General features: G+C 46.8%; 20 protein-coding genes. 8 read left to right on the top strand and 12 right to left on the bottom strand.

The window, feature by feature from the left end:
- The first annotated feature begins 128 nt into the window (after window positions 1-128).
- The 4 genes from H8K36_RS06805 (at window position 129) to H8K36_RS06820 (ending at window position 3,922) form a co-directional block, all read left to right on the top strand.
- Complete coding sequence (locus tag H8K36_RS06805) at window positions 129-521, top strand: BlaI/MecI/CopY family transcriptional regulator (protein ID WP_186914476.1); 393 nt, start codon at window positions 129-131, stop codon at window positions 519-521.
- Window positions 514-2,664, top strand: a complete 2,151-nt coding sequence (locus tag H8K36_RS06810; RefSeq protein WP_186914475.1) for a M56 family metallopeptidase — start codon at window positions 514-516, stop codon at window positions 2,662-2,664. Before H8K36_RS06805 ends, H8K36_RS06810 begins: the two co-directional genes overlap by 8 nt.
- A gap of 63 nt (window positions 2,665-2,727) precedes the next feature.
- Entirely contained in the window at window positions 2,728-3,390 is a 663-nt protein-coding gene (locus H8K36_RS06815; RefSeq protein ID WP_186914474.1) for a hypothetical protein, read from the top strand.
- Window positions 3,391-3,511: 121 nt separating this feature from the next.
- Window positions 3,512-3,922, top strand: coding sequence for a cytidine deaminase (locus H8K36_RS06820; protein WP_186914473.1), 411 nt, complete (start codon window positions 3,512-3,514; stop codon window positions 3,920-3,922).
- A 41-nt stretch (window positions 3,923-3,963) separates the two neighbouring features.
- On the opposite strand, the gene H8K36_RS06825 is transcribed toward H8K36_RS06820, so the two are convergent.
- Window positions 3,964-6,693 carry a coiled-coil domain-containing protein gene (locus H8K36_RS06825; RefSeq protein WP_186914472.1) on the bottom strand — a complete coding sequence of 910 codons (2,730 nt, stop codon included), beginning with the start codon at window positions 6,691-6,693 and terminating at the stop codon, window positions 3,964-3,966.
- A 228-nt stretch (window positions 6,694-6,921) separates the two neighbouring features.
- A complete protein-coding gene (locus H8K36_RS06830; RefSeq protein ID WP_186914471.1) occupies window positions 6,922-7,749 on the bottom strand; it encodes a transporter in 828 nt (275 codons plus the stop codon).
- A 325-nt stretch (window positions 7,750-8,074) separates the two neighbouring features.
- On the opposite strand from H8K36_RS06830, the gene H8K36_RS06835 reads away from it, so the two are divergent.
- The 4 genes from H8K36_RS06835 to H8K36_RS06850 all read left to right on the top strand — a co-directional run bounded on the left by H8K36_RS06835 (window position 8,075) and on the right by H8K36_RS06850 (window position 15,466).
- On the top strand, window positions 8,075-10,555 hold the full coding sequence (locus tag H8K36_RS06835) for a M1 family metallopeptidase (protein WP_186914470.1): 2,481 nt from the start codon (window positions 8,075-8,077) through the stop codon (window positions 10,553-10,555).
- A gap of 29 nt (window positions 10,556-10,584) precedes the next feature.
- Entirely contained in the window at window positions 10,585-11,091 is a 507-nt protein-coding gene (locus tag H8K36_RS06840; protein ID WP_186914469.1) for a DUF6702 family protein, read from the top strand.
- A gap of 55 nt (window positions 11,092-11,146) precedes the next feature.
- Window positions 11,147-13,183 (top strand): TonB-dependent receptor, encoded by a 2,037-nt coding sequence (locus tag H8K36_RS06845; RefSeq protein ID WP_186914468.1) that lies wholly within the window; start codon window positions 11,147-11,149, stop codon window positions 13,181-13,183.
- A gap of 105 nt (window positions 13,184-13,288) precedes the next feature.
- Window positions 13,289-15,466, top strand: coding sequence for an AsmA family protein (locus H8K36_RS06850; protein WP_186914467.1), 2,178 nt, complete (start codon window positions 13,289-13,291; stop codon window positions 15,464-15,466).
- Here H8K36_RS06850 and mutT read toward each other — a convergent pair.
- From mutT to H8K36_RS06900, 10 genes are all read right to left on the bottom strand, one after another.
- Window positions 15,463-15,888, bottom strand: coding sequence for an 8-oxo-dGTP diphosphatase MutT (mutT, locus tag H8K36_RS06855; protein WP_186914466.1), 426 nt, complete (start codon window positions 15,886-15,888; stop codon window positions 15,463-15,465). The genes H8K36_RS06850 and mutT overlap by 4 nt on opposite strands.
- A 39-nt stretch (window positions 15,889-15,927) precedes the next feature.
- A complete protein-coding gene (locus H8K36_RS06860; RefSeq protein ID WP_186914465.1) occupies window positions 15,928-16,791 on the bottom strand; it encodes an ATP-binding protein in 864 nt (287 codons plus the stop codon).
- 66 nt (window positions 16,792-16,857) lie between these two features.
- Entirely contained in the window at window positions 16,858-18,096 is a 1,239-nt protein-coding gene (gene argJ / locus H8K36_RS06865; RefSeq protein ID WP_186914464.1) for a bifunctional glutamate N-acetyltransferase/amino-acid acetyltransferase ArgJ, read from the bottom strand.
- A 250-nt stretch (window positions 18,097-18,346) separates the two neighbouring features.
- Window positions 18,347-18,898 carry a DUF5946 family protein gene (locus H8K36_RS06870; RefSeq protein WP_186914463.1) on the bottom strand — a complete coding sequence of 184 codons (552 nt, stop codon included), beginning with the start codon at window positions 18,896-18,898 and terminating at the stop codon, window positions 18,347-18,349.
- Between the two features lie 157 nt (window positions 18,899-19,055).
- The gene (locus H8K36_RS06875) at window positions 19,056-19,607 is read right to left on the bottom strand and encodes a cob(I)yrinic acid a,c-diamide adenosyltransferase (protein WP_186914462.1); all 552 of its coding nucleotides are present in this window, start codon (window positions 19,605-19,607) and stop codon (window positions 19,056-19,058) included.
- Window positions 19,608-19,674: 67 nt separating this feature from the next.
- Entirely contained in the window at window positions 19,675-21,099 is a 1,425-nt protein-coding gene (locus H8K36_RS06880; RefSeq protein ID WP_230404308.1) for a sensor histidine kinase, read from the bottom strand.
- Between the two features lie 63 nt (window positions 21,100-21,162).
- Window positions 21,163-22,500, bottom strand: a complete 1,338-nt coding sequence (locus tag H8K36_RS06885) for a sigma-54-dependent transcriptional regulator (RefSeq protein ID WP_186914461.1) — start codon at window positions 22,498-22,500, stop codon at window positions 21,163-21,165.
- Window positions 22,501-22,596: 96 nt separating this feature from the next.
- Window positions 22,597-23,847, bottom strand: a complete 1,251-nt coding sequence (locus H8K36_RS06890; RefSeq protein WP_186914460.1) for an ABC transporter permease — start codon at window positions 23,845-23,847, stop codon at window positions 22,597-22,599.
- A gap of 14 nt (window positions 23,848-23,861) precedes the next feature.
- Window positions 23,862-25,175, bottom strand: coding sequence for an ABC transporter permease (locus H8K36_RS06895; protein WP_186914459.1), 1,314 nt, complete (start codon window positions 25,173-25,175; stop codon window positions 23,862-23,864).
- Between the two features lie 17 nt (window positions 25,176-25,192).
- Window positions 25,193-25,909: an ABC transporter ATP-binding protein gene (locus H8K36_RS06900; RefSeq protein WP_186914458.1), complete on the bottom strand. Its 717-nt coding sequence runs from the start codon at window positions 25,907-25,909 to the stop codon at window positions 25,193-25,195.
- Window positions 25,910-25,934 lie beyond the last annotated feature (25 nt).

Below are 25,934 nucleotides of genomic sequence, written 5' to 3' on the forward strand. Positions count from 1 at the left end.
CTCAGTATAGCCTGTTGTTATTTACTACTTAATAACAATCTCTTTGTATTGACAAGCAGCTCTCCTTTAAACTACATTTGTCGTACTACAAATGTAGTATTAATAAAAATAGGTGTAAGGGAGAAGTTGTGGAAGACGATCTTAACAATGTTTCGCTCAGCGATTTACAGTTGGCGATAATGCGCGCGCTATGGAATAAGCCCGATTCATCCACAACCGAAGTCGTCGAAGCCGTTCGCGCGAGTCGGCCACTTGCACACACCACCATCGCAACGCTATTAACACGCCTTGAAAAACGAGGTTTGGTTGCGGTTAGCCGCGATGGCCGCCAACTTACTTATCGCGCCCTACTGTCTGAAAACCAAGTGCAAAAATCGATGGTCTCAGACTTGGTTTCCTCCCTCTTTATGGGGAATACAAGTGCACTGTTAAGCCATCTCGTCAAAGAAGACGAGATTGGCGATGATGATCTTGAGAAAATCCGTCGTCTTTTAGAGAATAAAGGAAAGAATCGTGCTTGATCAATTTTCACCTCTAATTCTAGTCTGGGCGTTCACCTACTTCATTCACAGTAGCACGCTGATCGCATTCGCCTATTTTCTAGATCGTGGCGGTTTGCTCAAGAAGACACGTAATGCCGAGCTCGTTTGGCGTTTTGCCTTAATGGGTGGTCTACTCACATCTGCAGCACAGCTGGCACTCACTTCACTCAATGACACCAGCAAAGCAAACGCGCCTCAAGCCGTAATCCAGAAGAACGCTGCGAATACTTCGACGAAAGCGTTGCCATTAATCTCTCCACTGGAATATCCTTTAAGAGACAACTTGCAATCTGAGCACGACTCTAATTCCAATCATGCTGAAGCCACATCGTTTGCGCCAAAGTTGAGCTCTATTTTGGGGACGAATCCGCGATTTGTCCAAGCACCGCTACATATCGAACTTCCATCCGGGACTCAACAGACGACCAAGTACTTAGTCATCATTTGGGCCATCATAGCTGCTTTAGGGTGTTTCGCTACCTATCGCTCAGCACGATATTTAAATCGACTGGCAGCTTTCTTTCCAGATGCCGACAAAAACGCATTGAAACAGTTGCTAAACCGCGTAGCAGAACGTGATCAAACACGCATACAGCTCAAAGTAAGTGAGCAATGGAATAGTCCATTCGTCACCCCCGACAATACTATCTGCATTCCGCGCTGGGCATACACTAGTCTCACCCAAGATCAGCGAGATGCGATGCTTGCGCACGAAGTAGCCCACGTACTTCGCCGAGACCCAGCATGGCGGGTCGCGATGCAATTGTTAGCGCGCATCTGTTTTTTCCAACCGCTACACCATTTCGCGATTCATAAACTTGAGTTAATCGCAGAACTCGCGTGCGATGAAAGAGCTGCTCAATCTTCCGGAAAGCCGCATCAACTTGCAGAGGCTCTGTATGCCTGTGCAAAGGTCACAAAAACCAACGAAGCACCATCTTTAGCCTTAGCCATGTCTCGTCGCGGCTCTCCATTACTGAAGCGCATCACCAGCTTGCTCGACCAAGATCTCTTACGACAAGCTGCGATTCCACAAAGTCGAGTTGCGCTATCGGTCAAATATAGTTTTCTGAGCATAGGCTTACTAGCGATGGTCTATAGCACGCCGAGTATTATGATTAGTTTTGAAAAAGCGAACCCTCAATTGCTCGCCGTCATGCAAAAAGTAAAGCAAGCTACTCAAGAAGTTTTGCCCATTGCAAATCGCTCTGAGGAAATCGCGCAAGCTCTAGTAAGTGCTAAACCTGCTTCTAACTTTACACACCTCGTATCTCCCGATATTCCAGAGCAATTGACCGTGCAGGAAGTCAATATGACACCTTTGCCGCAAGTCCAAGAAATCTCACCGTACAAGCTCAACCAAGAAGGTTTGCAAGAAGCGACAGGTTTAAGAGATAAAAAAGACTTCAGCAAAGCCGTGAAAATTTACCAGGTTTTGGCGGACAAAGGCAGTGTCGAAGCGCAACAAGCACTTGGCGAAATGTATTGGTACGGTAACGGTGTGGCATCGAACCCTCGCATCGCAATCGAATGGTTTAAGAAAGCGGCCAGCAATGGTTCTTTAAATGCCGAAAAATATTTAGCACTGTTGACTGAACGTGAAAGACGTATTGCTGAGATCAATTACTTTCTCGAAGAATTCGATGGCAATGAACTGAAATTCAGTGAGATGCATTGCACTCGTCCTGATTTCAGCGACCCTGCTAAAAACAGCGTTGATATCGAAAATATGATTGGTCAGATGAACGAATTTGCAAGCTGTTTCAATAAATATGGTGAAAAACTGAACTCCAGTAAGAATTTGAGCAGCATTATCCCTAACGATCTTCTTCGTCTCATGACAGAGGACGAAATCGACAAAGCCATTAACCGAAGCACTCGCACTCTAGCGACCATTCGACTCATGGCCAACATGATCGCAGATGACTTTACGATGGAAAAAAAATCCTGGGAGAGTCGAACACGTGAGTATTTCAAAGGCGCGAGGTCAAGGGACTGGGTTTCCATCAAACGCGTCGCATTGGTGGACGGTGTAGATCCAGAGTTGGCGGCAATGCATGATCCACAGCTCGTGAAAGTTAACACTGAAACGCGCTTACAGTTCACTGGCATGCAATTCTAAGAGCTAACGCTTAGATATGCATTTAGGCAGTCCATTTACATCACTTTAGGCAGGGGAATCACGATGGGTTTCAAGAAATTGACAAACACCTCAACATTTCCCTTCTTACCATCGGCGGTACTTGTCTTGGCTCTCTACGGTGCTGTCGTGCTTTTTCCATTCATTCAATTGAAGGCAAATGCAATTGAGACTGGAAACAACACAAACAGTTCGACTATAGACTTCCAGTCGAGAGTGAATACACAGTTCCCTAATGGCATTTTGACCGATAAGACCCCGTCTTCTGTCGATAGCAGTGAAGCGGAATACGGGCGCGTCAGCAACCGAAGTAACTTATCACAACTGCACATTAACGAGAGCCGAGTGAACTCCAGAGCCTGCCCCATGCCCGACATTCCTCGAGTCTCTACAACACAAACGTCTGAAATCAAAACCATTAATGCCATTAATCAATGGATCGATTGTCATAACCAATGGGTTGTTCAGCTCCAAGATTTGGCAGAAGATAAGGGGCACGTATTAAAAGTTCGTCATGCTCCAGACAATAATCAGGTTCAAAAGAGAAACGCGCAGTCTGTTGCACAAGCTCTAATGTGGGAAGACAAAGAGAAGCTTGAATACCTCAATACTCGCTATGCTGAGTGGAAGAAAAATAGTTTAGCGTATAAACAGCGTTTAGGTTTTCGTCGCAATCTGATGAGTTTGCAGGAGATGGAGTCTCGTTGATCAAAAGCGCATCAATTTTTCAAACGAAATCTTGAAGTAACACGATCATAAAAAACTTGATACACTCAGCTTGTTCAGGTCACTTGGTGCCTGCCTAATTTCAGCCGCCGCAGGCTCCTATATGACCGATTCCGAATTACTTCAACTCGCAGAACACGCTCGCGAAAAAGCCTACGCACCGTACTCACGCTTCAAGGTAGGCGCTGCATTGCTCACGAAGGACCAACAAATTTTTTGTGGCTGCAATGTTGAAAATGCTGCGTATGGCCTCTGTAACTGTGCAGAACGCACTGCTTTTTTTTCAGCCATTGCTGCAGGTTACAAGCCTGGTGACTTTCTTAAACTAGCTGTCATTGCCGACACTGTAGATCCAATTTCACCGTGCGGTGCATGCCGCCAAGTGATTCAGGAGCTAGGCGGAGAATCATTAGCCATTATTTTAGGAAATCTTCATGGGGAAAGCATGAACACCACAAGTTCCGCTTTGTTACCAGGTGCATTTTCGAGAACCACCTTGAATCAAGCTACCTAGAGATTCAATAAGAGGTAGCTACGATCGTATCGCCTCAGACTCTATTGCGTTGGAATTTTTTCAATGTTTTTGTCGAGTTTCGGTTCGAATAGATTCACCTCTGTCGAAGCCTTATTCTTATCCTTGGCGGCATCAGAATTTACCGTTTTTTCAAGTTTCGCAGCAGCTTGAGTTGACCTCGATGAGGTTTGCTTGTTCCACCAATAGTAAGCCAGTAAGCCGCCGACGACCATCACAATAATGAGCACAATTATTGCATTTGAACGCGCCCGTTTGCGATTGGCACTTTCCAAATACAGTTCAAACTCATCTTTCGCATCGTAGGATACGAGCGAAGTTCCTGTGCTGAACTGTTCTTCATGCTTCGCGGAGAGCTCTTGGTCATCGTGTATTACAGCTGCTGGTTCAGCCCCATGAATATCCAATGATAATTGACTTTCATGCTCCCGCATACGCGCTAGTTGTTCTTCTCTTTGCTTACCTTGCTCTTGCAAGCGAAGTTGCTCAGCCGCCGCAAAATCACGTTGCTGTTCCAAATCACGTCTACGCTCTTCCTCTTGAACTAAGACATCTTGTGCCTGTAAATGTAAGCGTTGCTGTTCTATCAAAGCCTGTTCAGCAACAAGACGCTCTTGCGCTAAAGCTTGCGCCTCCTGCTCGCGCACGATTTTTTGGCGCGCCACAACCTCCGCCTCTTTTTCTGCTTTCAAACGCGACTTAACCTGCTGCAATAACTCTTTTTCTATCGCAATTTCACGATGAGCTGCGGCAAGCAATTCTTTTTCCTGCTCGGCCATCGCGCAAGCTTCAGAAAATTCAGCATCATTCACTTGTACTTGGCTCGACAACTCTTGTCGTTGGAGCTGCAATTGCTTCAGTATTTGCTCCTGTTGTTCACGCTCTGACTTCAACTGTAGTAACCGTTCTTGCGCGTTTTGGTTCTGCTCAATTAAGGCAATTTGCTCGCGCTCCAGTTTCTGGATAAGCTCAACGTTAGCTAAAGCACTTTGCTCGGCTCGAAGACGTTCGTTGATACTCGATTCTATCTGGCGCGACGTCTCTAGTTCTAAAGCGCTTGCTTTTGCAAGTTCAGCCTCGGTCAAAATACGCTGCTCGGCTAAGCGCTGAGCGTCAATCTCAGCTTGTAATCGAATCTCGTTCTTTTGTTGCGCTGCTATTGTTGCAGCAACGCGCTCTCGAGCGACTACTTCAGCTTCGAGCTCAGCTTTAGCAAGCGCTTTTGCAGCCTCAATTAATTGCTCCTCTTGCGACAACCTCAACTGCTCGAGTTTCACAACCTCGGCGTCATCAACTTGGCGCTGTTTAATGAGACGTTCGGCATCGAGCTCTTCTTGCAAACGCTGTCCCTGTAGACGCTCTAACTCTTGTTCAGCCGCCAAACGGTGGGCAGCTGCATGCGCAGCGAGTTGCTCAGCTTGAAGTCTCTTTTCAACTTGCGCGAGTAATTCTTTCTCTGCGTGTTGTCGACGCTCGGTTTGTTTTGCCGCTTCCATATCGGCAATAGCTCTTTCTTCTGCTCTTTGCGCGACAAGCTCTTCGAGCATTTGCTGCTCTTTCGCTTTGCGCTCTGCCTCATCCTCAGCCATCGACAAAGCAACCGCAGCTTCCATCAAGTCAGTTTCAAGTTGCATTTTTTCATGCAATAACTGCGCTGCCTCATTTTGAGCGTCAATACGCTCTTGCACACGTTGCTCCGCTAACCGACTTACGACCAATCGCTCAGTGGATTTCACTTTCACATCTTGCTCAAATGCGATAGTGAGTTTTGAAGCTTTTATAAGGGCGTTCTCAGTTTCGACGAGTGTATTCTTGCGATGTATTGCAAGCTCATCTTCCTTTTCTTTTTCGCGAGCAAGTTCAAGTGCCTGCTCTTCTTTAGCAAGTCGTTCTCGCGCTAATTGCTCCGCACGCATATCGGATTCGCTACTTTCGCGCGACAAGCGTAATAACTCAGCATCTCGCTCAATTCGCTCATTGGCGAGCTTAAAGAGCTGCTGCTCTTCTTGCTCCCTTTGTTGTGCCGCGGCAAGCGCCGCTTGCTCAGCCAAGGCACGACTTTTTGCGGCAGCGATCAAGGCCGCCTCAGCCTCTTGTCTTGCCTTAGCCGTGATCGCGGCCTCACGTTCCAATTGCGCGCGTTCTTCCGCAGTTTTCTCTGCTCTTTGCGTCGCCGCTAGATGAGCTTCAGCTTTCGCTTTGGCTTTCGCTTCAAGTTCGATAACTTGTTCTACAGTCAATTGCGCCTGGTCTTCCAAGCTGGCTCTTGACTGTTCTAATTCATTCAAATTCTTTTCAGCATCAGCGCGCTCCTTGGCAAGGCGAAGCGCGTTCTGCTCACTTTCAAGTCTCTCCTTCGCCAACTTCTCGGCTTGTTTTTCAGCGAGTAACCGAGAACGAATTTTATGCAAGAGGTCTTGTTCAAAATCAGCTCGAGTATTGGCATCAATCAGCATATCTCGTTCAATTTTTGCGCGGGCATAGGCAGCCTGTTGCAGCTCCCACTCTTTATCAATCTGATCCAAGACACTTTCGTTCACTTTACTCAGTGTGGTCGCTGACTCAAGCTCGCCATTGTCAAGCGCTGCCATAGGTTTGCCCTCATTAGCGCTTGAATTTACCAAGTCATCTGGGGAGCTGCGAGGAACAGTGCGTCGCAAATCCGGACCGCTGTCGCCACCTAAAGTGCGGTCCTCACCGAATTTATCAGATGAAGAGGCACCGAACAGCGTTTGTTTGAGTTGTTTAAACATGCTTACAAATCCAGATCAGATACATAACACTAAGGTCAAACGACCATCGGCGTTGGTGACAGTTTGAAAACGAATCAAAAGATGCTCTTATTTTACTGAATAATGAGCATTTTTCCCTGATCTGGGGCAGACAAGCTGAGAAGGGAGGCAGAAATGCAGCGATACAACCACATCTATGGCGAGGCTGAAGGTTTCAGCCTCTTATTTTGCCCTTAAAAATTGAAAGACTCAGAAGCGAATAGCAAAACCGATCCCTCCAGCAATGCTTGGAGCGGCTTTTGTCAAACCTTTGGAAATCCAAGCATCGACCTGAATATCGTTTGATATCAAGTGTGATACGCCAGTATCAAAGGTCGTGACGTTTCCGCCATTTGCTTTTGATTGAATTTGCTGACCAGAAAGTTCAATAAAACCACGCCAACCTTCGGCTAAGGGGCGACTCGCGGTGATGGCCAAAATGCCCATGTTATAGCGTTTCCCCTCAGCATTTTTCTCCAGTACGATACCTGGCATAATACCAACCGAAACGTCACCAGGTAATTCCCACTCCGCTACCATACGCAACGATGGTCTTACGCCCTGACCTTTGAACGCACTTGATCCTGTCTCAAGATCTGCATGCAGTAACCACGCAATTGCAGGGCGACCCGTCGCCTCATCGCTATCTTGCATTTGCCATTTCGTGCCGAGCGAAAGATCTCCAAAGCCATTTTGCGTGGTGCTTAGTACACCAGGCGCTTCCGTTCTGGCTCGCATAAAGCCATCAGTCTCTAAACGAAGTTCCCATGTATCTGCAACGCCTAACCTAAATAAAGCAGGCGTATTCATGCCGTTTACCTTGACGCCATCTTGCTTATTCCTGTCAAAGCTCAACCCCGTTTCGAACTGAAACCGTCCTCGTCCTACCACCTGCCCGGACTCAACAAAATCGGGACGATCAGTTGCAATGGGCTCAGACTTGGTCGCCTCTTGGGCATAGGCCAGACCAGACGTAGAAGCTGCCGCCAACATTACGAAGTAAAAAACACGTGGACAAACAAGTTTCGAAAATGACATGTCGTACTCCTTAGGGTATCCAACTTGGAAAGCAATGGTGACGGCTGACGAACTGTAAAGATTCACGCACCGAGGAATGCGAGGGTTTTAATCCAGTACGGCTTTGCCAGAAAGTATTGAATTAGTGCAACAAATATAAACGATGCCCATTTGCAACTCAAGAAAATCAACATTAGGCGTGGTTTTTCAGTGCACTTCACGAATTTCATCTTTTTTTCATGTTCTTCAGGAACTTTTCGCTATGAAACTCTTCCAAGCTGCGTGAAAATTTCATCTACGCAACATCATCAATTTTCCGCCCTTTCCACTTCTTGGAGTAAACACAATGCGTTTGCCTGTTTCCATTGTACTTTTGTGCATGAGCATGTCTGCTTTTGCCGCAGATAAGTATGAAGACAAGTTCGCCCAATTAGGCGAGCTTCTGCCCACCCCAACTTCAGTCCGTACCGCGTCCGGTGCACCAGGCCACGAATATTGGCAACAACGCGCTGACTATGTGATTCGTGCAAGTCTCGACGAATCCAAGCGTGCGATTACGGGTGCGGAAACCATCACGTACCACAATAATTCGCCAGATACTTTGAATTACCTGTGGATACAACTCGATCAGAACATCTTCCGTGCTGATTCTGATGCCAACAAAACACGCACTTTACCCTCTCGCGATGCATGGAAAAACCCGAATGCGGTGAGTTTCCAAGCGATGAGCGTAATGAATGAACGTGATTCTTTCGACGGTGGTTTCAAAATTGCTGCTGTCAAAGGTGGAGATGGTCAAGCCTTAAAACATGTCATTAATCGCACCATGATGCGCATTGATTTGCCAACACCATTGAAACCAGGTGCCAAATTCGTCTTCAGCATTGATTGGAGCTATAACATCGGCAACGGTAAATTGCTCGGTGGTCGCGATGGCTATGAACACTTCAAAGAAGACAAGAACGATATCTTCGAAATTGCGCAATGGTTCCCACGCATGGCCGCTTACTATGATGTCTACGGTTGGCAGCACAAGCAATTCTTAGGCTCTGGAGAATTCACACTAGAGTTCGGTGACTACGATGTGCAATTGACCGTACCAAGCGACCACGTTGTCTCCGCTACTGGTGAATTGGCGAATGCCGATAACGTACTGACCGCGACGCAGCGTGAACGTTTGAAGCAAGCACGTACGGCAAAAACGCCAGTTGTGATCGTGACGCAAAAAGAAGCAGAAGAAGCAGAAAAAACACGTGCTACAACAAGCAAGACTTGGCATTTCAAAGCCAAAAACGTACGTGACTTCGCTTGGGCATCTTCGCGCAAATACATCTGGGACGCACAAGGCTACAAAACTGGCACAAGCTCTGGCTTAGCGATGTCTTTCTACCCGAAAGAAGCCAACCCGTTGTGGGGTCAATATTCAACACAAGCGATTATTCACACAATTGAGCAATACAATAAGTTCTCACTGGATTATCCATACCCAATCGCACAATCTGTGAATGGTCCACAAGGCGGTATGGAGTATCCAATGTTGTCGTTCAACGGTGGCCGTCCAACGAAGGATAAGAAAACTGGCGAACTGACTTACTCCAAACGCACTAAATATGGCTTGATTAGCGTGATCATTCACGAAGTTGGTCATAATTACTTCCCAATGATCGTCAACTCTGACGAGCGTCAATGGACTTGGATGGACGAAGGTTTGAACTCTTTCGTACAAAGCTTGGCCGAACAGGCTTGGGAAGAGAATTATCCTGGCACACGCGGTGAACCGCGCGGCATCGTTGACTACATGAAGAGTCAAAATCAGGTGCCTATCATGACCAACTCTGAGTCTTTATTGCAGTTTGGTCCAAATGCTTATGCCAAACCAGCTGCTGGCTTACATATTTTGCGTGAGACGATTTTGGGTCGCGAATTGTTTGACTTCGCATTTAAAGAATATGCGCAGCGTTGGAAATTCAAACGTCCAACACCAGCTGACTTCTTCCGCACGATGGAAGACGCTTCTGGTACAGACCTCGACTGGTTCTGGCGCGGTTGGTTCTACACAACCGACCCAGTCGATATCAGTATCGATGGTATCGTCGAATACACAGTATCGAGCAAAGATCCAGAAGTCGAAAAAGCATGGCGTCGTGCGCAATTCCAAGCGGAACCTAATTCTACTGCCAATCAAACTGATAAAGGCAAATTGGAACGTCGTCTCGATTCTCATCCAGAACTGAAAGATTTCTACAATCAGTATGACGATTTCACGGTGACTAACAAAGATCGTAACGCATACGCTGACATGATGAAATCTTTGGAAGAAGATGAAAAGGCGATGCTCAAATCAGGAAAGTATTTTTACTTGGTTGACTTATCGAACGTCGGCGGCTTGGTCATGCCTTTGATTTTGGAAATCCAATTGCAAAGTGGTAAAAAGTACATTGAGCGCATCCCTGCCGAAGTATGGCGTTATAACTCCAAGAAGATCACCAAATTGATCGTCACCAACGAACCTTTGGTTGGTATTACTCAAGATCCTTATTTGGAAACTGCCGACATCGACACCAACAACAATTCATGGCCACGTAAAATTACGCAGTCACGTTTAGAGTTGTTCAAGTTTAACTTCCCTCAAGGCGATATGATGCAAGACTTCAAAACGCCATTGAACTCAGAGAAGAAAGAACCTGCGAAGGATGCTGCAAAACCTGCAGAATCTGCGCCAGTTCCAGTTGCAGCTCCAGTTGTAGCACCAGTCGCAGCACCAGCATCTGCAAAAGCGACAAAAGCTGCAAAGCCTGCCAAGGCAGCAGTGAAAGAAGTAAAATAGGTCATTGAATCACCATTCATTAGAAACACATGATCCTATCTCGTATCAAAATCGGCGTTGCCACAGCACTCGTTCTTATGAGTGCTGCGGCATTTGCTCACCGTTTTCATGCTGGTATCACTGATATCAGTATGAATCCGCGGAGCGGCAACACGGAAATTGTGCACACTTTTATGGCGCACGATGTAGAGGCGCTTCTTGAAAATCTGTACCAACGTCAATTCGATTTAAGTGATCCTGATGATGTGCAAGTTTTCAAGAAATACTTCGAAAAGCAATTTTACATTCTCAATCCTAAGCAAGAAAAACTCGATATCAAATGGGTAGGTTTGCGGGTTGATCCAAATAGTGTATTTGTATTCCAAGAGATCGAAAAACAGGCTCTTGCGCCTGAGTCAATCGTTCACCAAGCAGTTTTGACTGACTTCCTTGTTGATCAAGTCAACACCCTCAATATTAACGGTGTGCAAGCCAACGGCAAAACAGTTCAAACCTTGACCTTCCACCGTGCAAAGCGCGAACAAGTTCTTCCTTGATTCAGCATACCAAATCACAGCAACGCGGACACCCACTGTTTGCTGCCTCTGCATTATGAAACTTCAAACTTTGTCTCTCAGCATACTCATCGCATTTCACGCAAGTGCTTACGCTGACGACTCGGTTGTACATCGCGTTAGCATTGACGGTTCGCGCAGTAGTCAACTTGGCTTACTGGATGCCGCCAATGCAGGAACGATTGGTCAGAAGAAATTGGAAAGTATGACCACCTATCGTCCGGGTGAACTCTTAGAAGCCATTCCAGGCGTCATTGTTAGTCAGCATAGTGGAGAGGGGAAAGCGAACCAATTCTATCTTCGCGGCTTTAATCTTGACCATGGCACGGATCTACGTACTACAATCGACGAAATGCCAGTAAACCAACGCAGCCATTCACATGGCCAAGGATGGACTGATCTCAACTTTCTCATTCCTGAGCTCGCTGCGCGCATGGACTATAAAAAGGGACCTTATTCATCTACCACCGGCGACTTTTCATCAGCGGGTAGCGCAGCAATTACGTATGCAAACCGTCTGCGTCAAAGCATATTTAGTAGCACGGTAGGTGAACATAACTACCAGCGCGCCTTACTAGCGGCCTCTCCAGATTTCGCCAACGGCAGTTTATTGTATGCCTTAGAATTAATGCATAACGACGGCCCCTTCGTGCAAGGCGATAATTTCAAAAAAGTGAATGCCGTATTGCGTTATAGCGAAGGCTTTGCAAACAATGGCTTTAACTTGAGTGCTATGGCATATCGTGGCAGTTGGAACGCAACGGATCAAATTCCCTTGCGTGCGGTTGAAAATGGAAGCCTCAATCGCTTCGATGCCATCGACCATAGCGATGGAGGCCAAGCTCATCGATATAGCCTATCAGGCGTATGGCGACGTACGACCAATGATGAAGCAAGTAAGTTGAATGCTTACATCATCCATAACCAGCTTGATCTATTTTCAAACTTTACCTATTACATGGATGATCCGCTGAATGGCGATCAGTTTAGTCAGCCAGATCAAAGAGTGACGAGCGGTATCAATGCAAGTCATACCTGGCACTCGCATCTCAATGGCTATAACACTGACTTCACTGTCGGCACCCAAATTCAACACGACAATATCTTCAACGGATTAAATAAAACGCGTGAACGCCAGGTACTATCGACTGTGCGACACGATCACATCAAGGAACTCAGTGCGGGTCTATACGCTGACGTGAGTACTCGCTGGAGTGAATATTTCCGTAGTAATGTCGGCTTACGTTTTGATCGTTTTCAATTTCATGTTCGCAGTGATTGGCTTGAGAATTCCGGCAGCACTAGCGATCAATTACTCAGCCCTTCTGCCAGTTTAGTTTTTAGTCCGTGGAAACAGAACGAGTTTTATTTGAATCTAGGACGAGGATTTCATAGCAATGATGCGCGTGCTACCCTAACTCGAATCGACCCGCAAAGCCTACAAGCAACAGAAGTTTCGCCAGGTTTGGCACGTTCAAGCGGACAAGAGCTCGGCATACGCAGTGAGTGGCTACCTGGTCTACAAACTAGCATCTCGCTCTACCGATTAGATTTCGATTCTGAACTCAATTTCGTCGGTGATGCCGGCACCACGGAAGCCGGGCGCCCTAGCCGTCGCCATGGCATAGAGCTATCGAGCTCCTACCAAGCAAGTAGTTGGCTCAGTCTCGATCTCGATGCGGCTTACGCTCGTGCACGGTATCGCCATGCCGAGCCTATCTCTCAATATGTGGTTGGTGCTATCGAAGGCGTTGCCCAATTGTCGGCGACTGTCGATAAACTTGGGCCATGGTCAGGCGCACTGCGCTTACGCTATTTCGGACCTCGTGCGTTAACTGAGGACAATCTCGTACGCTCCCGCCCGAGCACCACTTTGAATGGCCGCATTAGCTACAAATGGACATCGAGTCTCAAAGTAGAACTAGAAGGATTTAACCTCAGTAATCGCCGTGATTCAGCGATCGATTACTACTATGCTTCTCAGTTAAAAGGCGAAACTTCGGCTAAAGAAGATAAACATTTTCATCCGATTGAGCCACGGTCTTTCCGTCTCATGTTAATTAAATCCTTCTGAGCTAATTACCCTAAGCGAACAAGAAATCGCCTCCGTTGTTGACAGCGAGATCCCATCAGTTACACTGCAAACTTGCTGTAAGACTTTGTACACTGGAGGTGGTTCATGCCGCGTATTCTCAAATACTTAATGATTGGCTTTGGCGTGATCATCGCCCTACTCGGCTTGATCGTTGTGTATCTCAGCTTTGCTTTTGACCCCAATCAATTTAAAACACAGATCATTCAAACCGTAGAACAAAAGCAGCAAAGGCACTTAAGTATCAATGGCAATATAGGTTTGCGCTTTTTCCCAAAGCTTGGCGTCGAATTAGAAAATGTGGCTTTGTCTGAATTCCAAAGCACCAAGGAATTTGCCAGCCTTTCTAAAGTGCGTGTTTCGTTAGCTTTCTTACCGCTACTTCGTAAGCAAATCGTTATCGATAAAGTTGCCCTGCATGACCTCAAACTCCAATATGAGCGGGACACCGATGGCAAAAGCAATATTGACGATCTAATTGATAGCAAAAGATCAGAGGCGAAAGACACTCAGCAAGCCAATAGCGAAAACGTAAAGAATGCTGTGCAGTTCGAAGTGGAAGGTATAGAGATCAAGAATGCGCAAATTCGCATCAAAGATGAGAAGGCCAAAGTTCAAGGGCAAATCTCATCATTCAATCTAAACACCGGAAAACTCAGTAACCATAGTAATACACCGTTTAAGCTAGACACCCGCTTACAGCTCGAACAACCGAAACTCGATGCGCAATTGCAAATGTCGAGCGAAATCCAACTCTCTCTCGCCGATGCCAATTACGCTTTGAAAGACTTCAAACTTGATTTACAAGCGCAGCTAGAGAAAGAGGTCGCGAAACTGAATATAAGTAGCCCATTACTTGGCAAGGATGCTGGGGCTTGGTTTACCGATGGCATCGACATACAAGCGTCAGTGAATGAGTCAAAAAATTCGAGCGATGTTAAGCTCAAAGCTAACACTGGCAAACTCATTGGGAAATCACCTCAACTGCGTTTCGAACAAGTTCAAGTCAATCTGCAACAACAAAAGGGAAAAGCGACAAGCACGGTGAACCTCGTCTCAGCCATTTCGCTTGATACAGCGCAGTCTCTGTTCGAACTAAGAGGTCTCAAAATCGATGCATTGATTAAAGACCCAAGCTTAGCGCAAAGTGAAATTCGTATTCCGCTTGAAGGCAATATACGTCTTTCGCTTGAACAAAAGAAACTCGATGCCCACCTGCGTAGCCAGTTTGATGAGAGCCGTATCGACACTTCAGTTAGCGTGAGTGACTTTACTCATCCGATGATTCAATTCAAATTGGCCGTCGATCAATTGAACCTTGATCGATATCTGAAGAACGACACCAGCAAAGCGGCAAGCGATAGCGAACCAGAACAAAAACCCATTGATCTGAGTGTCCTCAATAAACTCAATGTGCAAGGTCAAATCGAACTCAGACGGCTACAGGCAAAGAACCTGCATTTCACTGAAATTGTTTTGCCATTGAAAATACAGGCAGGCGAGTTACAAGTGACGGATATGCGTGCACAACTCTACCAAGGCAGCATACAAGGCAAAATCAATGTTAGTAGCAATAACAAAATCAAAGTGTCGCAAAGCCTGAACAACATCAACATCAATCCTCTGCTCAAAGATTTCATGCAAAAGGATATCCTCGAAGGACGAGGCAATCTCAGTCTGAACATCGACACCTATGGTAAATTTTCTAGTGACTTTAAGAAAAATATCAATGGCGTGGTCGCTGCCAAGCTCACTGATGGCGCAGTGAAAGGAATCAATTTAGCAAAATCCTTACGCGACTTCAAAGCGAAAATTTTGAACAAAAGCGATCAGCAGCAAGCGGCCAATAGCGCCGAAAAAACAGACTTCTCAGCACTCTCTGCCAGTATTGTTTTTAACGATGGCATAGGCAAGAGTGATGACCTCGACATGAAATCCCCGTTCTTACGGGTAGGCGGAATTGGCACAGTCAATCTACGAGAAAACAAGCTCGATTACACGGCCAGAGTGATGGTGGTCAACACAGCAACCGGACAAGATGGCACAGACCTATCACAATTGAAAGATATCAGCATTCCAGTTCGCCTCAGCGGGCCCTTTGAACAACTTTCTTATCAAATACTGTTTGCTCAAATTGGCAGTGATGCTTTGAAAACGGCGTTCAAAGCAAAAGCAGCGCCTGTCTTAGAAGAGAAGAAGCAAGAGTTAAAGCAAAAGGTCAACGATCAGTTAAAGGATAAACTGAAAGGGCTACTCAATCGCTAAACCCCTAATGCATAACGCAGGGCGTTCAAGTCTTCGATTAAAGGAATTGTCGCAGGTAACAAAGGTTGTACATCAACTTGTCCCTGCCAGGCAAAGGCTTGTCCTTCTAGACTTTGGGGTTCGCCTTGCCAGTTGCGAGAGATATAGAAATGCAGTCGAACATGGGCATGTGGATAGACATGCTCCACTCCGCACCATGGCTCAGCACTCAGTATAGTGACGCCCAATTCTTCCATGAATTCCCGCTTTAAAGCATCAAGAATGTCTTCACCGCTCTCAACTTTACCGCCGGGAAATTCCCAATATCCAGCATAGGGTTTTCCTTCTGGCCTTTGCCCGAGCAGAACATCACCGTTGGCCTTCATCAAAATACCAACAGCGACATCGATAGGCTTTACTGCTTGGGGGCGAACCGTATTCATGGTTTAACTTGGTTTCTAAACTGAGTGAGGGGAACAAAACTACGCAATGCGACCAGCATAGTCACGCGCAAACTGCCACGCGACGCGGCCCGAGCGTGAACCACGCTGCAATGCCCATTGCAAAGCTTCTGTGCGTGATGCGACGATAGATTGCTCGTCGCAACCAAAGCTACGCAGCCAATGAGCGACAATATCAAGGTAATCGTCTTGCTTGAAAGAGTAAAATGAAACCCACAAACCAAACCGTTCGGACAAGGAAATTTTTTCTTCCACGGTTTCACCTGGATGCAAGTCGCCATCATCACCGTGAACGTAGCCCGCATTGTCTGACATTTTCTCTGGCAGTAAATGCCGACGATTCGAAGTTGCATAGATCAATACATTCGCAGAAGTACCTGCAATACTGCCATCGAGCGCCACCTTCAAGGCCTTATAGCCAGCTTCACCCTCTTCGAATGAAAGATCATCACAAAACAAAACGAACTTTTCTGGGCGATCCGCGACTAACTCGACAATATCTGGTAGGTCGGCCATATCGGCTTTGTCGACTTCGATCAAACGCAATCCTTGTCCAGCAAAATGCTGCAAGCAAGCCTTAATTAGGGATGACTTCCCCGTACCACGGGCTCCGGTCAATAAGACATTATTGGCGGGCTTCCCATTCACAAATTGACGTGTATTTTGTTCGATTAAACGTTTCTGCTGATCGATATGTTGCAAATCGTCAAAGCGCAAACTCGCCGGTACCTTCACCGCTTGCAAATACGCTTGTGCACCACGCTTACGCCAGCGAAATGCTGTGCTTGCGGTCCAGTCTGGTGCTGGCATTGCGGCTGGTAGCAAGGATTCTAAGCGATCGAGTAGAAGCTCAGCGCGTTGCAAAAATTGGTCGAGGGCAGTCATGGCGTTTAGAAAAAGAAAAGCGCCTGGCACTTTACAAAGTACCAGACGCGATCATCATAAGAAAAATTAGGAGCGATAATCAGCGTTGATCGAAACGTAGTCGTGAGATAAGTCACATGTCCAGATAGTGGCCTTGGCAATGCCACGTGAAAGTTTGACCCGTATCGTGATCTCGCTTTGCTTCATCACACGCTGTCCATCTTCCTCACGATATTCTGGGTTGCGACCACCATTTTTTGCGACCAACACATCATCGAGATACAAATTCAGCTTACTGACATCAAGATCGGTCACACCTGCATAACCAATAGCTGCCAAGATGCGACCCAAATTAGGATCAGACGCAAAGAATGCTGTCTTGACTAAAGGTGAATGCGCGATAGAGTACGCAATCTTACGGCATTCCTCTACGTCGCGACCTTCTTCCACTTCAATACTCATAAATTTCGTGGCGCCCTCACCATCCCGTACGATCATGTGCGCCAGCTTCTGAGACAAGCCAATCACTGCGGCCGCTAAAGCCGTGTATTCCGGGGAATCGATCTCATTGACTTCCAGATTCGATGCACCAGTCGCGATCAACATGAATGAATCATTGGTTGAGGTGTCGCCATCAATTGTGATGCTATTAAACGAATGATCTGCGGCTGTTTTCACCAAATGATCTAAGACCGGCTGCGACACTTTCGCGTCCAAGGCCAAAAATCCCAACATAGTCGCCATATTCGGCTTGATCATGCCTGCACCTTTACTAATGCCGGTCATGTTCACCCTTACACCATTGATCACCACAAAAGTCGATGCAGCTTTAGGTTGGGTATCAGTGGTCATGATCGCTTCAGCGGCCTCTAACCAATTATTCTCACCCAAGCTCGCAATTGCTGCAGGCATACCCGCAACTAAACGATCCACTGGTAACTGTTCTAAAATCACGCCGGTAGAAAACGGCAAGATTTGTGAAGGTTCGCATTGCAAATACTCTGCTAAAGCAGCGCAAGTCGCATTCGCTGCTGCTAAGCCTGCATCACCTGTACCCGCATTAGCGTTGCCTGTATTGACGATCAGAGCACGAATTGGCCCTACTGCCATATGTGGGCTTTCTAGGTGAGCTTTACATACCTGCACTGGCGCAGCGCAAAACCGATTGGTGGTAAAAACACCAGCCACGGTTGCAGTGGGAGCTAACTTCATCACCAATACGTCTTTGCGATTTGCTTTACGGATTCCCGCCTGCGCGTAACCGAGCTCAATGCCCTTGACAGGTTTTAGATCTGCAGCGACTGGGATAGGAGAATTAACTGCCATGGTGCATGTCCTAGAATGAAAATTAAGCCGTCATTGTAGGATATTTTTCCTCGGGTTTTGCAGAGGATCTGTTGTTTTCTAATAATTTAGAGGGGATTCTAGGTTTGACCGGGCGACCCTGTACTCGATACATGAATATTTAGACATCACGGATACACACGAAAAGGGAATTGCACGCCCGTTTATTGCGAAAAAATTCTAAACGTTCGCATCAAGCACTGGGATCGACTACCGATTTGGCAGTGCTAAACTAAGCTTCGTTGCTGTCGACGAGCATTCTTTGTTTGAACTGTTCGGCCACGCGTCGTGCAATAACATGGCTGTCGGCAAAAGAGGCGTAGACTTGTTCGGCCCATTCCCATACTAAATCGATATATTCCTCTTCATCGTGGCTAGCATCGACGTCGGTCACGGTGATCTTAGCGCGATGCGCCTCGTCTGGCTCTTGGATTTTCTCTTGGGGATGTTCGAGCTTGTAATCGTCCAGTACTTCGTTAAGCACTGTCGTTAAATCATAATCCCAATCAATTTCATCGACCAAAATTAAGTGCAACCGCGTCAAATGGAAATGATTGTTCCAACGTGCATGAATCTGTGTGTGCTGAAGTGCATGGGCATCAACACACAAAAATATGGTCATGTGTTCAATGCCTTTTTCTTGACTAATTTTGTGCGTGATTTTGCCAGCGGTGGCAACGCATTCTGTGATGCCGTGCAAAGTATCGGAGCCACAAAGTTGGCACTGGCCGTCCTCGATAATCTCGAGATCATTCTTGGCCGCTTGCTCTAACCATTTCGGCATGATGAACCTCCGTTTCACGCAAACAAAATGTAGTGAAGACTGCACGCTATCGCGACCGAGTGGAGTGATCGACACCGCAATCTTCTCTATCTGAACTTCATCATAAAACAGACGTGAAAATTAAACTAGAGGCTGTTGCACAGAATTTTAAAAGCTTTTAACGTTGTCGCTCTTTTTCCCACAAAACATCACTACCACCTGCATGACGGTTCAGTACACGCGACAAGACGAATAATAAATCCGACAACCTGTTCATATATTGACGAGGTGCTTCATTGACATGTTCTGCCTTACCGACACTAACAATCGCACGCTCAGCTCGACGGCACACCGTACGGCACACATGCGCCATCGAAGCGGCGCGCGAGCCACCGGGCAAAATAAAGTCTTTAAGTGGTGGCAAATCGGCATTGTATTTCGCTAGCAAAGCATCAAGGCGTAATACTTGTGCTTCAGTGATCATGGTGTAGCCCGGAATGCACAACTCGCCGCCCATGTCGAAAAGATCATGCTGAATAGAAAACAATTCCTGTTTCATACCATCGGGAATATCTTCACAAATCAAGGCGCCGATATGAGAATTCAACTCGTCGACATCACCCATCGCGTGCACACGCAATGCGTCTTTGTCGATGCGACTACCGTCACCTAAGCCAGTGGTACCAGCGTCACCGGTGCGCGTAGCGATCTTTGAAAGTCTATTACCCATAATATCTCGTGAATATTTGAACAAAACCGAGAGGATACGCGATTTTCACGCGGCTTTCAGCTTCGCATCAATTTTGAGGGAGCAACAAACTCACCAAGAGGCCACCACCTTCGCGGTTACTTAGAGAAATTCGGCCGCCATGGGCCTCAATGATTTCACGCGCTAAAGCTAGGCCTAAGCCAGTTCCATTGCGTTTTGTTGAGTAAAACGGCACTAAAGCATTCGACATCACAGTGTCACTCATGCCAGGGCCACGGTCTCCCACTTCAATGCGCACACCCTCAATGGTGCGCTTCACTTCCAAACTAATGCCTTCAGCTGGCGATCCAGACTCATGCGCATTTTTTAGCAAATTGAGTAATGCTTGCTCCATTTGTGCACGATCGCAACTGAGTGCTTGTTCCGGCAAACTACCCAGTAGTTGAAATGTCTGCTGCGCCCCCAAGCTCTGAACAAAAATTAGCCATGAAACTTGCTCAAGTCGCGGGCTCGGTAATTTTGCAAAGCGCGCATAGCCATGGATAAAACTTTCTAGATGTTGGGCGCGCTCTTCGATCGTACGCAATATTTCTGGCAGACGTTGGTATTGCTGTCGCTCCACTAGCGCTGCGGCAGAATTAGCCAAGGAGGCAACTGGCGCTAATGAATTATTTAACTCATGACTGATTACACGAATCACTTTTTTCCAAGTCTGCACTTCTTGCCTGCGCAACTCAACTGTCAAATGGCGAATCAATAGCAATTCATGTTCGCTACCGTTTAACACAAAGCTACGACGAGAAAGATGATAGATCTCGTCCTCATCGTCGTGCTCAAAATGTTCAGAACTTTTATCGGCATGTACCGTGAACAAGCCATCACCACCATGATCTAAAGCTTCCTTGAGCGAACTGGATAGATGCTGCAACAATTCACTTAAGGTATAACCTTCTAGCTTGCGGCCACTGTTAAGTAATTGCCGCGCCGTAATATTGGCAAACACGATGTGTCCACGAGTACCAATTAAGAGCATCGCAACTGGTGTGTTCTGCAACATACTATCGAGCAAGAGCTCACGCTGAACCAAATCCAAACGCTGTTCACGCAGTACCTCGCCAAGCGCATTATGGGCATCAACCAAATCGGCTAGTTCGTCTTGCCGCTTCCAATTCAGGCCTATAGAAAAATCTTTATCTTGATAGCTCAAGACCGTGCCACTCATTGCTCTAAACATCTCAAACACGGGTGACATTACATGCCGTATCGAGGCGTGGATCAAAGTTACCCCGACAAGGAAAGCTGCAAGCCAAATGTAACCACGCCAATCCGGAAAAAAATCTAGTGCGTAGAAACTAGTGACAAAAACCACTACAAAAATCGCAGTTAGGCCAAGCAACAAACGCGTGATAATGGATATACGAAAACCACGTACAGGTAGAGGCTGAGAACTGAGAGCTGTCTCAGTAGCATCTCGGGTCTGTTGATTCATGCGAGGGATATCTGGCGTATTCATGCAAAGATCTTAGCGGAGTTTGCCGTCGATTGCACAAAATTTCTCCAATATTTAAACGTGCTCCTAACGCGCAATACCTAAACGATCCATGCGTCGATATAGTGCTTGACGACTAAGACCAAGCTCAACCGCCGCCTGTGCGATCACACCCTTTGCGCGAACTAATGCTTGCTCAATAGCATCTCGATCCGGCTCCATTTCATTAACAATAGATGCGCTCGCAGAAACCTGTGGCAAGCCTAAATCACTAGGTTGTATTAGTTCCGAAGCAGATAATAGACATGCTCTTTGCATCACATTCTTGAGCTCGCGTACATTGCCTGGCCATGTATGTGCTAACAAGCTCGCTTCTGCCATTGTGCTAAGACGCTTACCCGATTCCAGCATGGCATGAGCGATGGGCAAAATATCATCGTTACGCTCAGCGAGTGGTGGCAAGCTCAACTGAATCACATTTAAACGATAAAACAAGTCTTCACGAAAACTTCCGGTTTTGATCATTGCTGGTAAATCAGCATTAGTCGCACTAATAACTCGCACTTTCACCTGGCGCTCTTTGTTCGAGCCCAAACGTTCGAATCGCCCCGTCTCCAATACGCGTAACAGCTTTATTTGCCCAGCCAAAGGAAGATTGCCGATCTCATCGAGGAATAGAGTCCCGCCATCAGCAGCTTCAAATTTACCTTCACGGGCTTTGGTTGCGCCTGTATAAGCACCAGCCTCTGCTCCAAACAATTCCGCTTCAATTAATTCTGCAGGAATGGCGCCACAATTCAAAACAACGAAGGGACCATTCTTCACTTTTGAATTGGCTTGAATGATTTCAGCAATACGTTCCTTGCCTGCGCCATTCGGCCCCGTAATTAGGACCGATACATCTGACTTGGCAACCTGACACGCCATGCGCAATACACTCTCAGTTGCAGCATCTGCCCACACATAATTCCGTAAATCATATGTGGTCTCTAGCTCACGTTTATGCTTGCGCTCTTTCTGTAGTTTATGTTGCAAACTCCGATTACTTTGTCCGAGCTCGATTAGATTCTTTACCGTAGCGACGAGCTTTTGATCATTCCATGGCTTGGCTAAATAGTCAGCGGCGCCTGCTTTGATCAAATCGACTGCAGCATCAAGGTGCGTCCAAGCAGTCAACAAAATCACTGGCAAGTCAGGATATGAAGCTCGAATTTGCTTAAATAACGCAATCCCTTCTTCACCCGATGTCGTGTCCTGCGTAAAATTCATGTCCTGAATTACCAGATCCACCACTTGCTGCTGCAAGATGGCCAATCCTTGCTCAGGCGACTGTGCTTGCACGCTTTGAATATCGTGCAAAGAAAGCAGTACGTCGAGTGCAATCGCGATCGAAGGGTTGTCGTCAATAATCAAGACTGTAGGCATGATGAATCAATCAAATGCAAAACGGGAATTGTAAACTTAGCTGCGTGTCGAATACGCCGAAGTGTAACGTATCCGACCTCCGCCTGGAATCAAACTTTAGGTGACGCCACGCGTCGCAGTTGAGGGAGAAATACTCGCTGCCCGCCAAGCTGGCGCATAAACAGCAATGCCTCCCAGCAACCAAAATACCGCTGGTGCAATAAGCAAGTATTTTACTGGCAAGGCAGTGAGTTCAAATTGACTCACCAAAAATTGATTCAATCCCAACGCCAACAGGGTACCAAAGAAAATTCCTATCGTGGTAATAAGCCAATTTTCGACCAAAAAATAAGACAGAATATCACTGCGTTTCGCGCCTAGCGCACGACGCACGCCAATTTGTTTTTGTCGTTGAGCCACCCATAGAGAACTCATACCGACAATTCCTGAAGCGGTCACCAAAACTAACAAAGCACTCACCGTCAGTAACATCCAAGCCAGGCCTTTTTCACTGCGATAACGCTCGTAACGGAACTCTTCCATGGAACGACTGTGAACATTGACTGGCGACGGAGACGCTTTGCGGATCGCTTCCTCTACTTCTTTCATGACACGATCTCGCTGTCCAACTTCTGTACGAACGGCATAACCAAAAAATGGTTCATTGGTAAGCCGAATAGGAATTAACACAGAATATTCGCCCTCAAGGTCGGTCGGCGCACCAGAAGTTTGCAAACGTTCGACTACACCTACAATTCGCATACCGATGGCACCATCCCCTGTACCTTGATAAAATTCTTTACCGACGAAACTACTCGCACCAGGGAAGAGTTTTTCCGCCATCGCTTTCGATACGATCGCCACTTTCGGAAACTCTCTAGAGGCACTTGCATCAAGTTCCAAATAGTCTGTCGACTTAAAATCACTGCCCTCGATCAATCGCAGCCCCCAAGTTTCAACCAAGGAATCCGGAGACAAATAGATTGCCGCTGTCGCCGTCGTATTGGTTTGTTCACGACTCGCCGCCATACCAGAATTACTACCCGAGCGAGACACTGGGAATGAGTTCACGCGAGCCACTGATTTCACACCTGGTACAGCACGAATCGTCGCTGCCTCTTGTTTTTGCAGAGCGATTTGATCTTCATGCCCGCCCATTTTTTGATTACTAATATTGAGTCGAAAGCTGATCGACTCATCGTCTAAACCACTCGGGCGGCTCGCCGAGTCAAGTCGCAACTGAACTACGTACAGTGCATTGACTAACATCGCCAGGCTCAATGCCACCTGGATTGCCACCAAAAGTGGGCCTGTTTTATTTCGAAGCAGAGCCGATAAAATCGGGCGCATTTCTGAGAAAAATTTCATCACTATTCCTTCGCTTACTGCAACTTAAGTTGAATTGCTGGCGTTACTTGGCAGGCACGCCATGTCGGCAAGATGCCAGCCAACACTGCAGCCGATACAGACATCAAGAAAGTCACTGCCAACATCACCCAATCCATATGTGCAACAGCCGCTAGAGCTTTTGATTGCAAAGCAATTAATTGCAAGGCGCCAATGGCCAAGCCCACGCCAACCAAAGCACCAACTAAACCTACTACCGCCGCTTCAATTAGAAATTGAGTAAATATCTGCCGCTTCGATGCGCCAAGTGCACGTCGCACGCCTACTTCCGACGCTCGCACTGAGAACTTCGCCAATAACAAGCCTATCGTATTGACCAAACACAGGAGCAAGAAACCAAATGCTAACCATGCTGAAATTTTGCTGTCGTCACCAATCACACGGCGTTCAACTAACCACTCACGCACGTTAAACAACTTATTGGGCGCATGACGAGCAAAGCGTCCCAGTTTTTGCTGCTCGCTCACATAACTATCAATATAAGTCTGCAATTCAGAGCGTTGGTTTGTTGACTTTAGCTCGAACCAAAAATGAAACCATGTACACTCTGAGTCCAACAAAGATTGCCAGCCTGGTTCGCGCGAGCTCGAGCAACTCATACTGCCTGAGTGTGGTGTTTCCCGTCGTATCGCATTACTGATCGGGATAAAGAACTCATCCTCCATCGCAAACGCAGCCGCTCGACCGTTGTAAATAAAGAAGCGTGGACTAGGTTTCCAATCGTCAACGACTCCAACGACAGTGTAATCGCCATTCATCATGCGAATTTTTTGCCCAACTGGGTTTACTGTCCCGAACAGTTTTTCAGCCTTTTTTCGACTGAACACAACGACGTCAGCAGCGCTGCCATCTTCAGATTCGCGCCAAGCCTGTCCATATAGAAAAGGAACATCGAACATGGCGAAGAAATCGGCGCTGGTAGCAACCCCATCCATACTAGTGACGCCTAGTTCCTTTCTGGCTGGCTCCACGACGCCATCAACGCCGTACATCGCCGCACGACGCACTCCTTGCTTACTATTCAGAAAAGCCATCGCATCTTTATAGGTCATTTGATGATCGGAACGACTTTGACCTGGGACATAATTCTCCTTTGGACCAACATCGATTTGGGCAGCGAATAATCGATCACTTTTCTGTGGAATAGGATCACCCGACATCACGTGTAGGACGGTCAGCGTAGACACACTCGCAGCCACACCAATCGCTAATATCAATACCATCAACGCGGTGAGCGCAGGATTGCGGCGCAAGCTTTTTACGCCTAGCAGAAAATAGTAATGAAGCATTAATTTTCTCCCTAAACTTAGGCCGATTGTGTCATCGTGGGCTCAACTACCAAGCTTGGTGCTTTACGCACCAAGTCCGACACTTGGCCATCGATAATATGCACATTACGTTGTGAACGCAGCGCCAATTCCGGATCATGCGTCACCATCAAAATCGTCGTGCCACGTGCGTTGATTTCTTCCAGTAACTCCATGACGCTGCGTGCCATTTGCGTATCCAAGTTACCTGTAGGTTCATCGGCCAATAGCAATTTGGGAGATCCCGCCAAAGCACGAGCAATTGCTACACGTTGTTGCTGACCACCAGACAACTCAGCTGGATAGTGTTTCATGCGTGACGACAGGCCCACTTGAGCGAGAGCATCTTCGATACGTTCTTTACGTTCTTTCGCAGGCAAGCCGCGATAGCGCAATGGCACATCAACGTTATCGAACAAATTCAGATCAGGGATTAAGTTAAAACCTTGAAAAATGAAGCCCAATTTTTCATTGCGCATTTGCGTGCGGACATTGTCGTTCATGCCGGTAACATTGACGCCATCGAGGTAGTATTCGCCACCCGTAAAATCTTCGAGTAGGCCCGCGATGTTGAGAAAGGTGGTTTTACCAGACCCAGATGGGCCGGTGACCGTCACAAATTCACCTTGCTTGACGTGAATTTCGAAACCGCGCAATGCATGTGTTTCTATCATATGTGTACGATAAACTTTACTGAGATTTTTCATGTGTAACATCGTGACTCCTTTCGCGCTAATCGCG

It is taken from the genome of Affinundibacterium nitidum, assembly GCF_014284155.1.
GTDB lineage: Bacteria > Pseudomonadota > Gammaproteobacteria > Burkholderiales > Burkholderiaceae_D > Undibacterium > Undibacterium nitidum.

Excerpts from the sequence above, each read along its gene's own strand:
- H8K36_RS06815 (WP_186914474.1), top strand. The coding sequence starts at position 2,728 with ATGGGTTTCAAGAAATTGACAAACACCTCAACATTTCCCTTCTTACCA.
- H8K36_RS06820 (WP_186914473.1), top strand. The coding sequence starts at position 3,512 with ATGACCGATTCCGAATTACTTCAACTCGCAGAACACGCTCGCGAAAAA.
- H8K36_RS06825 (WP_186914472.1), bottom strand. The coding sequence starts at position 6,693 with ATGTTTAAACAACTCAAACAAACGCTGTTCGGTGCCTCTTCATCTGAT.
- H8K36_RS06830 (WP_186914471.1), bottom strand. The coding sequence starts at position 7,749 with ATGTCATTTTCGAAACTTGTTTGTCCACGTGTTTTTTACTTCGTAATG.
- H8K36_RS06835 (WP_186914470.1), top strand. The coding sequence starts at position 8,075 with ATGCGTTTGCCTGTTTCCATTGTACTTTTGTGCATGAGCATGTCTGCT.
- H8K36_RS06840 (WP_186914469.1), top strand. The coding sequence starts at position 10,585 with ATGATCCTATCTCGTATCAAAATCGGCGTTGCCACAGCACTCGTTCTT.
- H8K36_RS06845 (WP_186914468.1), top strand. The coding sequence starts at position 11,147 with ATGAAACTTCAAACTTTGTCTCTCAGCATACTCATCGCATTTCACGCA.
- H8K36_RS06850 (WP_186914467.1), top strand. The coding sequence starts at position 13,289 with ATGCCGCGTATTCTCAAATACTTAATGATTGGCTTTGGCGTGATCATC.
- mutT (WP_186914466.1), bottom strand. The coding sequence starts at position 15,888 with ATGAATACGGTTCGCCCCCAAGCAGTAAAGCCTATCGATGTCGCTGTT.
- H8K36_RS06860 (WP_186914465.1), bottom strand. The coding sequence starts at position 16,791 with ATGACTGCCCTCGACCAATTTTTGCAACGCGCTGAGCTTCTACTCGAT.
- argJ (WP_186914464.1), bottom strand. The coding sequence starts at position 18,096 with ATGGCAGTTAATTCTCCTATCCCAGTCGCTGCAGATCTAAAACCTGTC.
- H8K36_RS06870 (WP_186914463.1), bottom strand. The coding sequence starts at position 18,898 with ATGCCGAAATGGTTAGAGCAAGCGGCCAAGAATGATCTCGAGATTATC.
- H8K36_RS06875 (WP_186914462.1), bottom strand. The coding sequence starts at position 19,607 with ATGGGTAATAGACTTTCAAAGATCGCTACGCGCACCGGTGACGCTGGT.
- H8K36_RS06880 (WP_230404308.1), bottom strand. The coding sequence starts at position 21,099 with ATGAATACGCCAGATATCCCTCGCATGAATCAACAGACCCGAGATGCT.
- H8K36_RS06885 (WP_186914461.1), bottom strand. The coding sequence starts at position 22,500 with ATGCCTACAGTCTTGATTATTGACGACAACCCTTCGATCGCGATTGCA.
- H8K36_RS06890 (WP_186914460.1), bottom strand. The coding sequence starts at position 23,847 with ATGAAATTTTTCTCAGAAATGCGCCCGATTTTATCGGCTCTGCTTCGA.
- H8K36_RS06895 (WP_186914459.1), bottom strand. The coding sequence starts at position 25,175 with ATGCTTCATTACTATTTTCTGCTAGGCGTAAAAAGCTTGCGCCGCAAT.
- H8K36_RS06900 (WP_186914458.1), bottom strand. The coding sequence starts at position 25,909 with ATGTTACACATGAAAAATCTCAGTAAAGTTTATCGTACACATATGATA.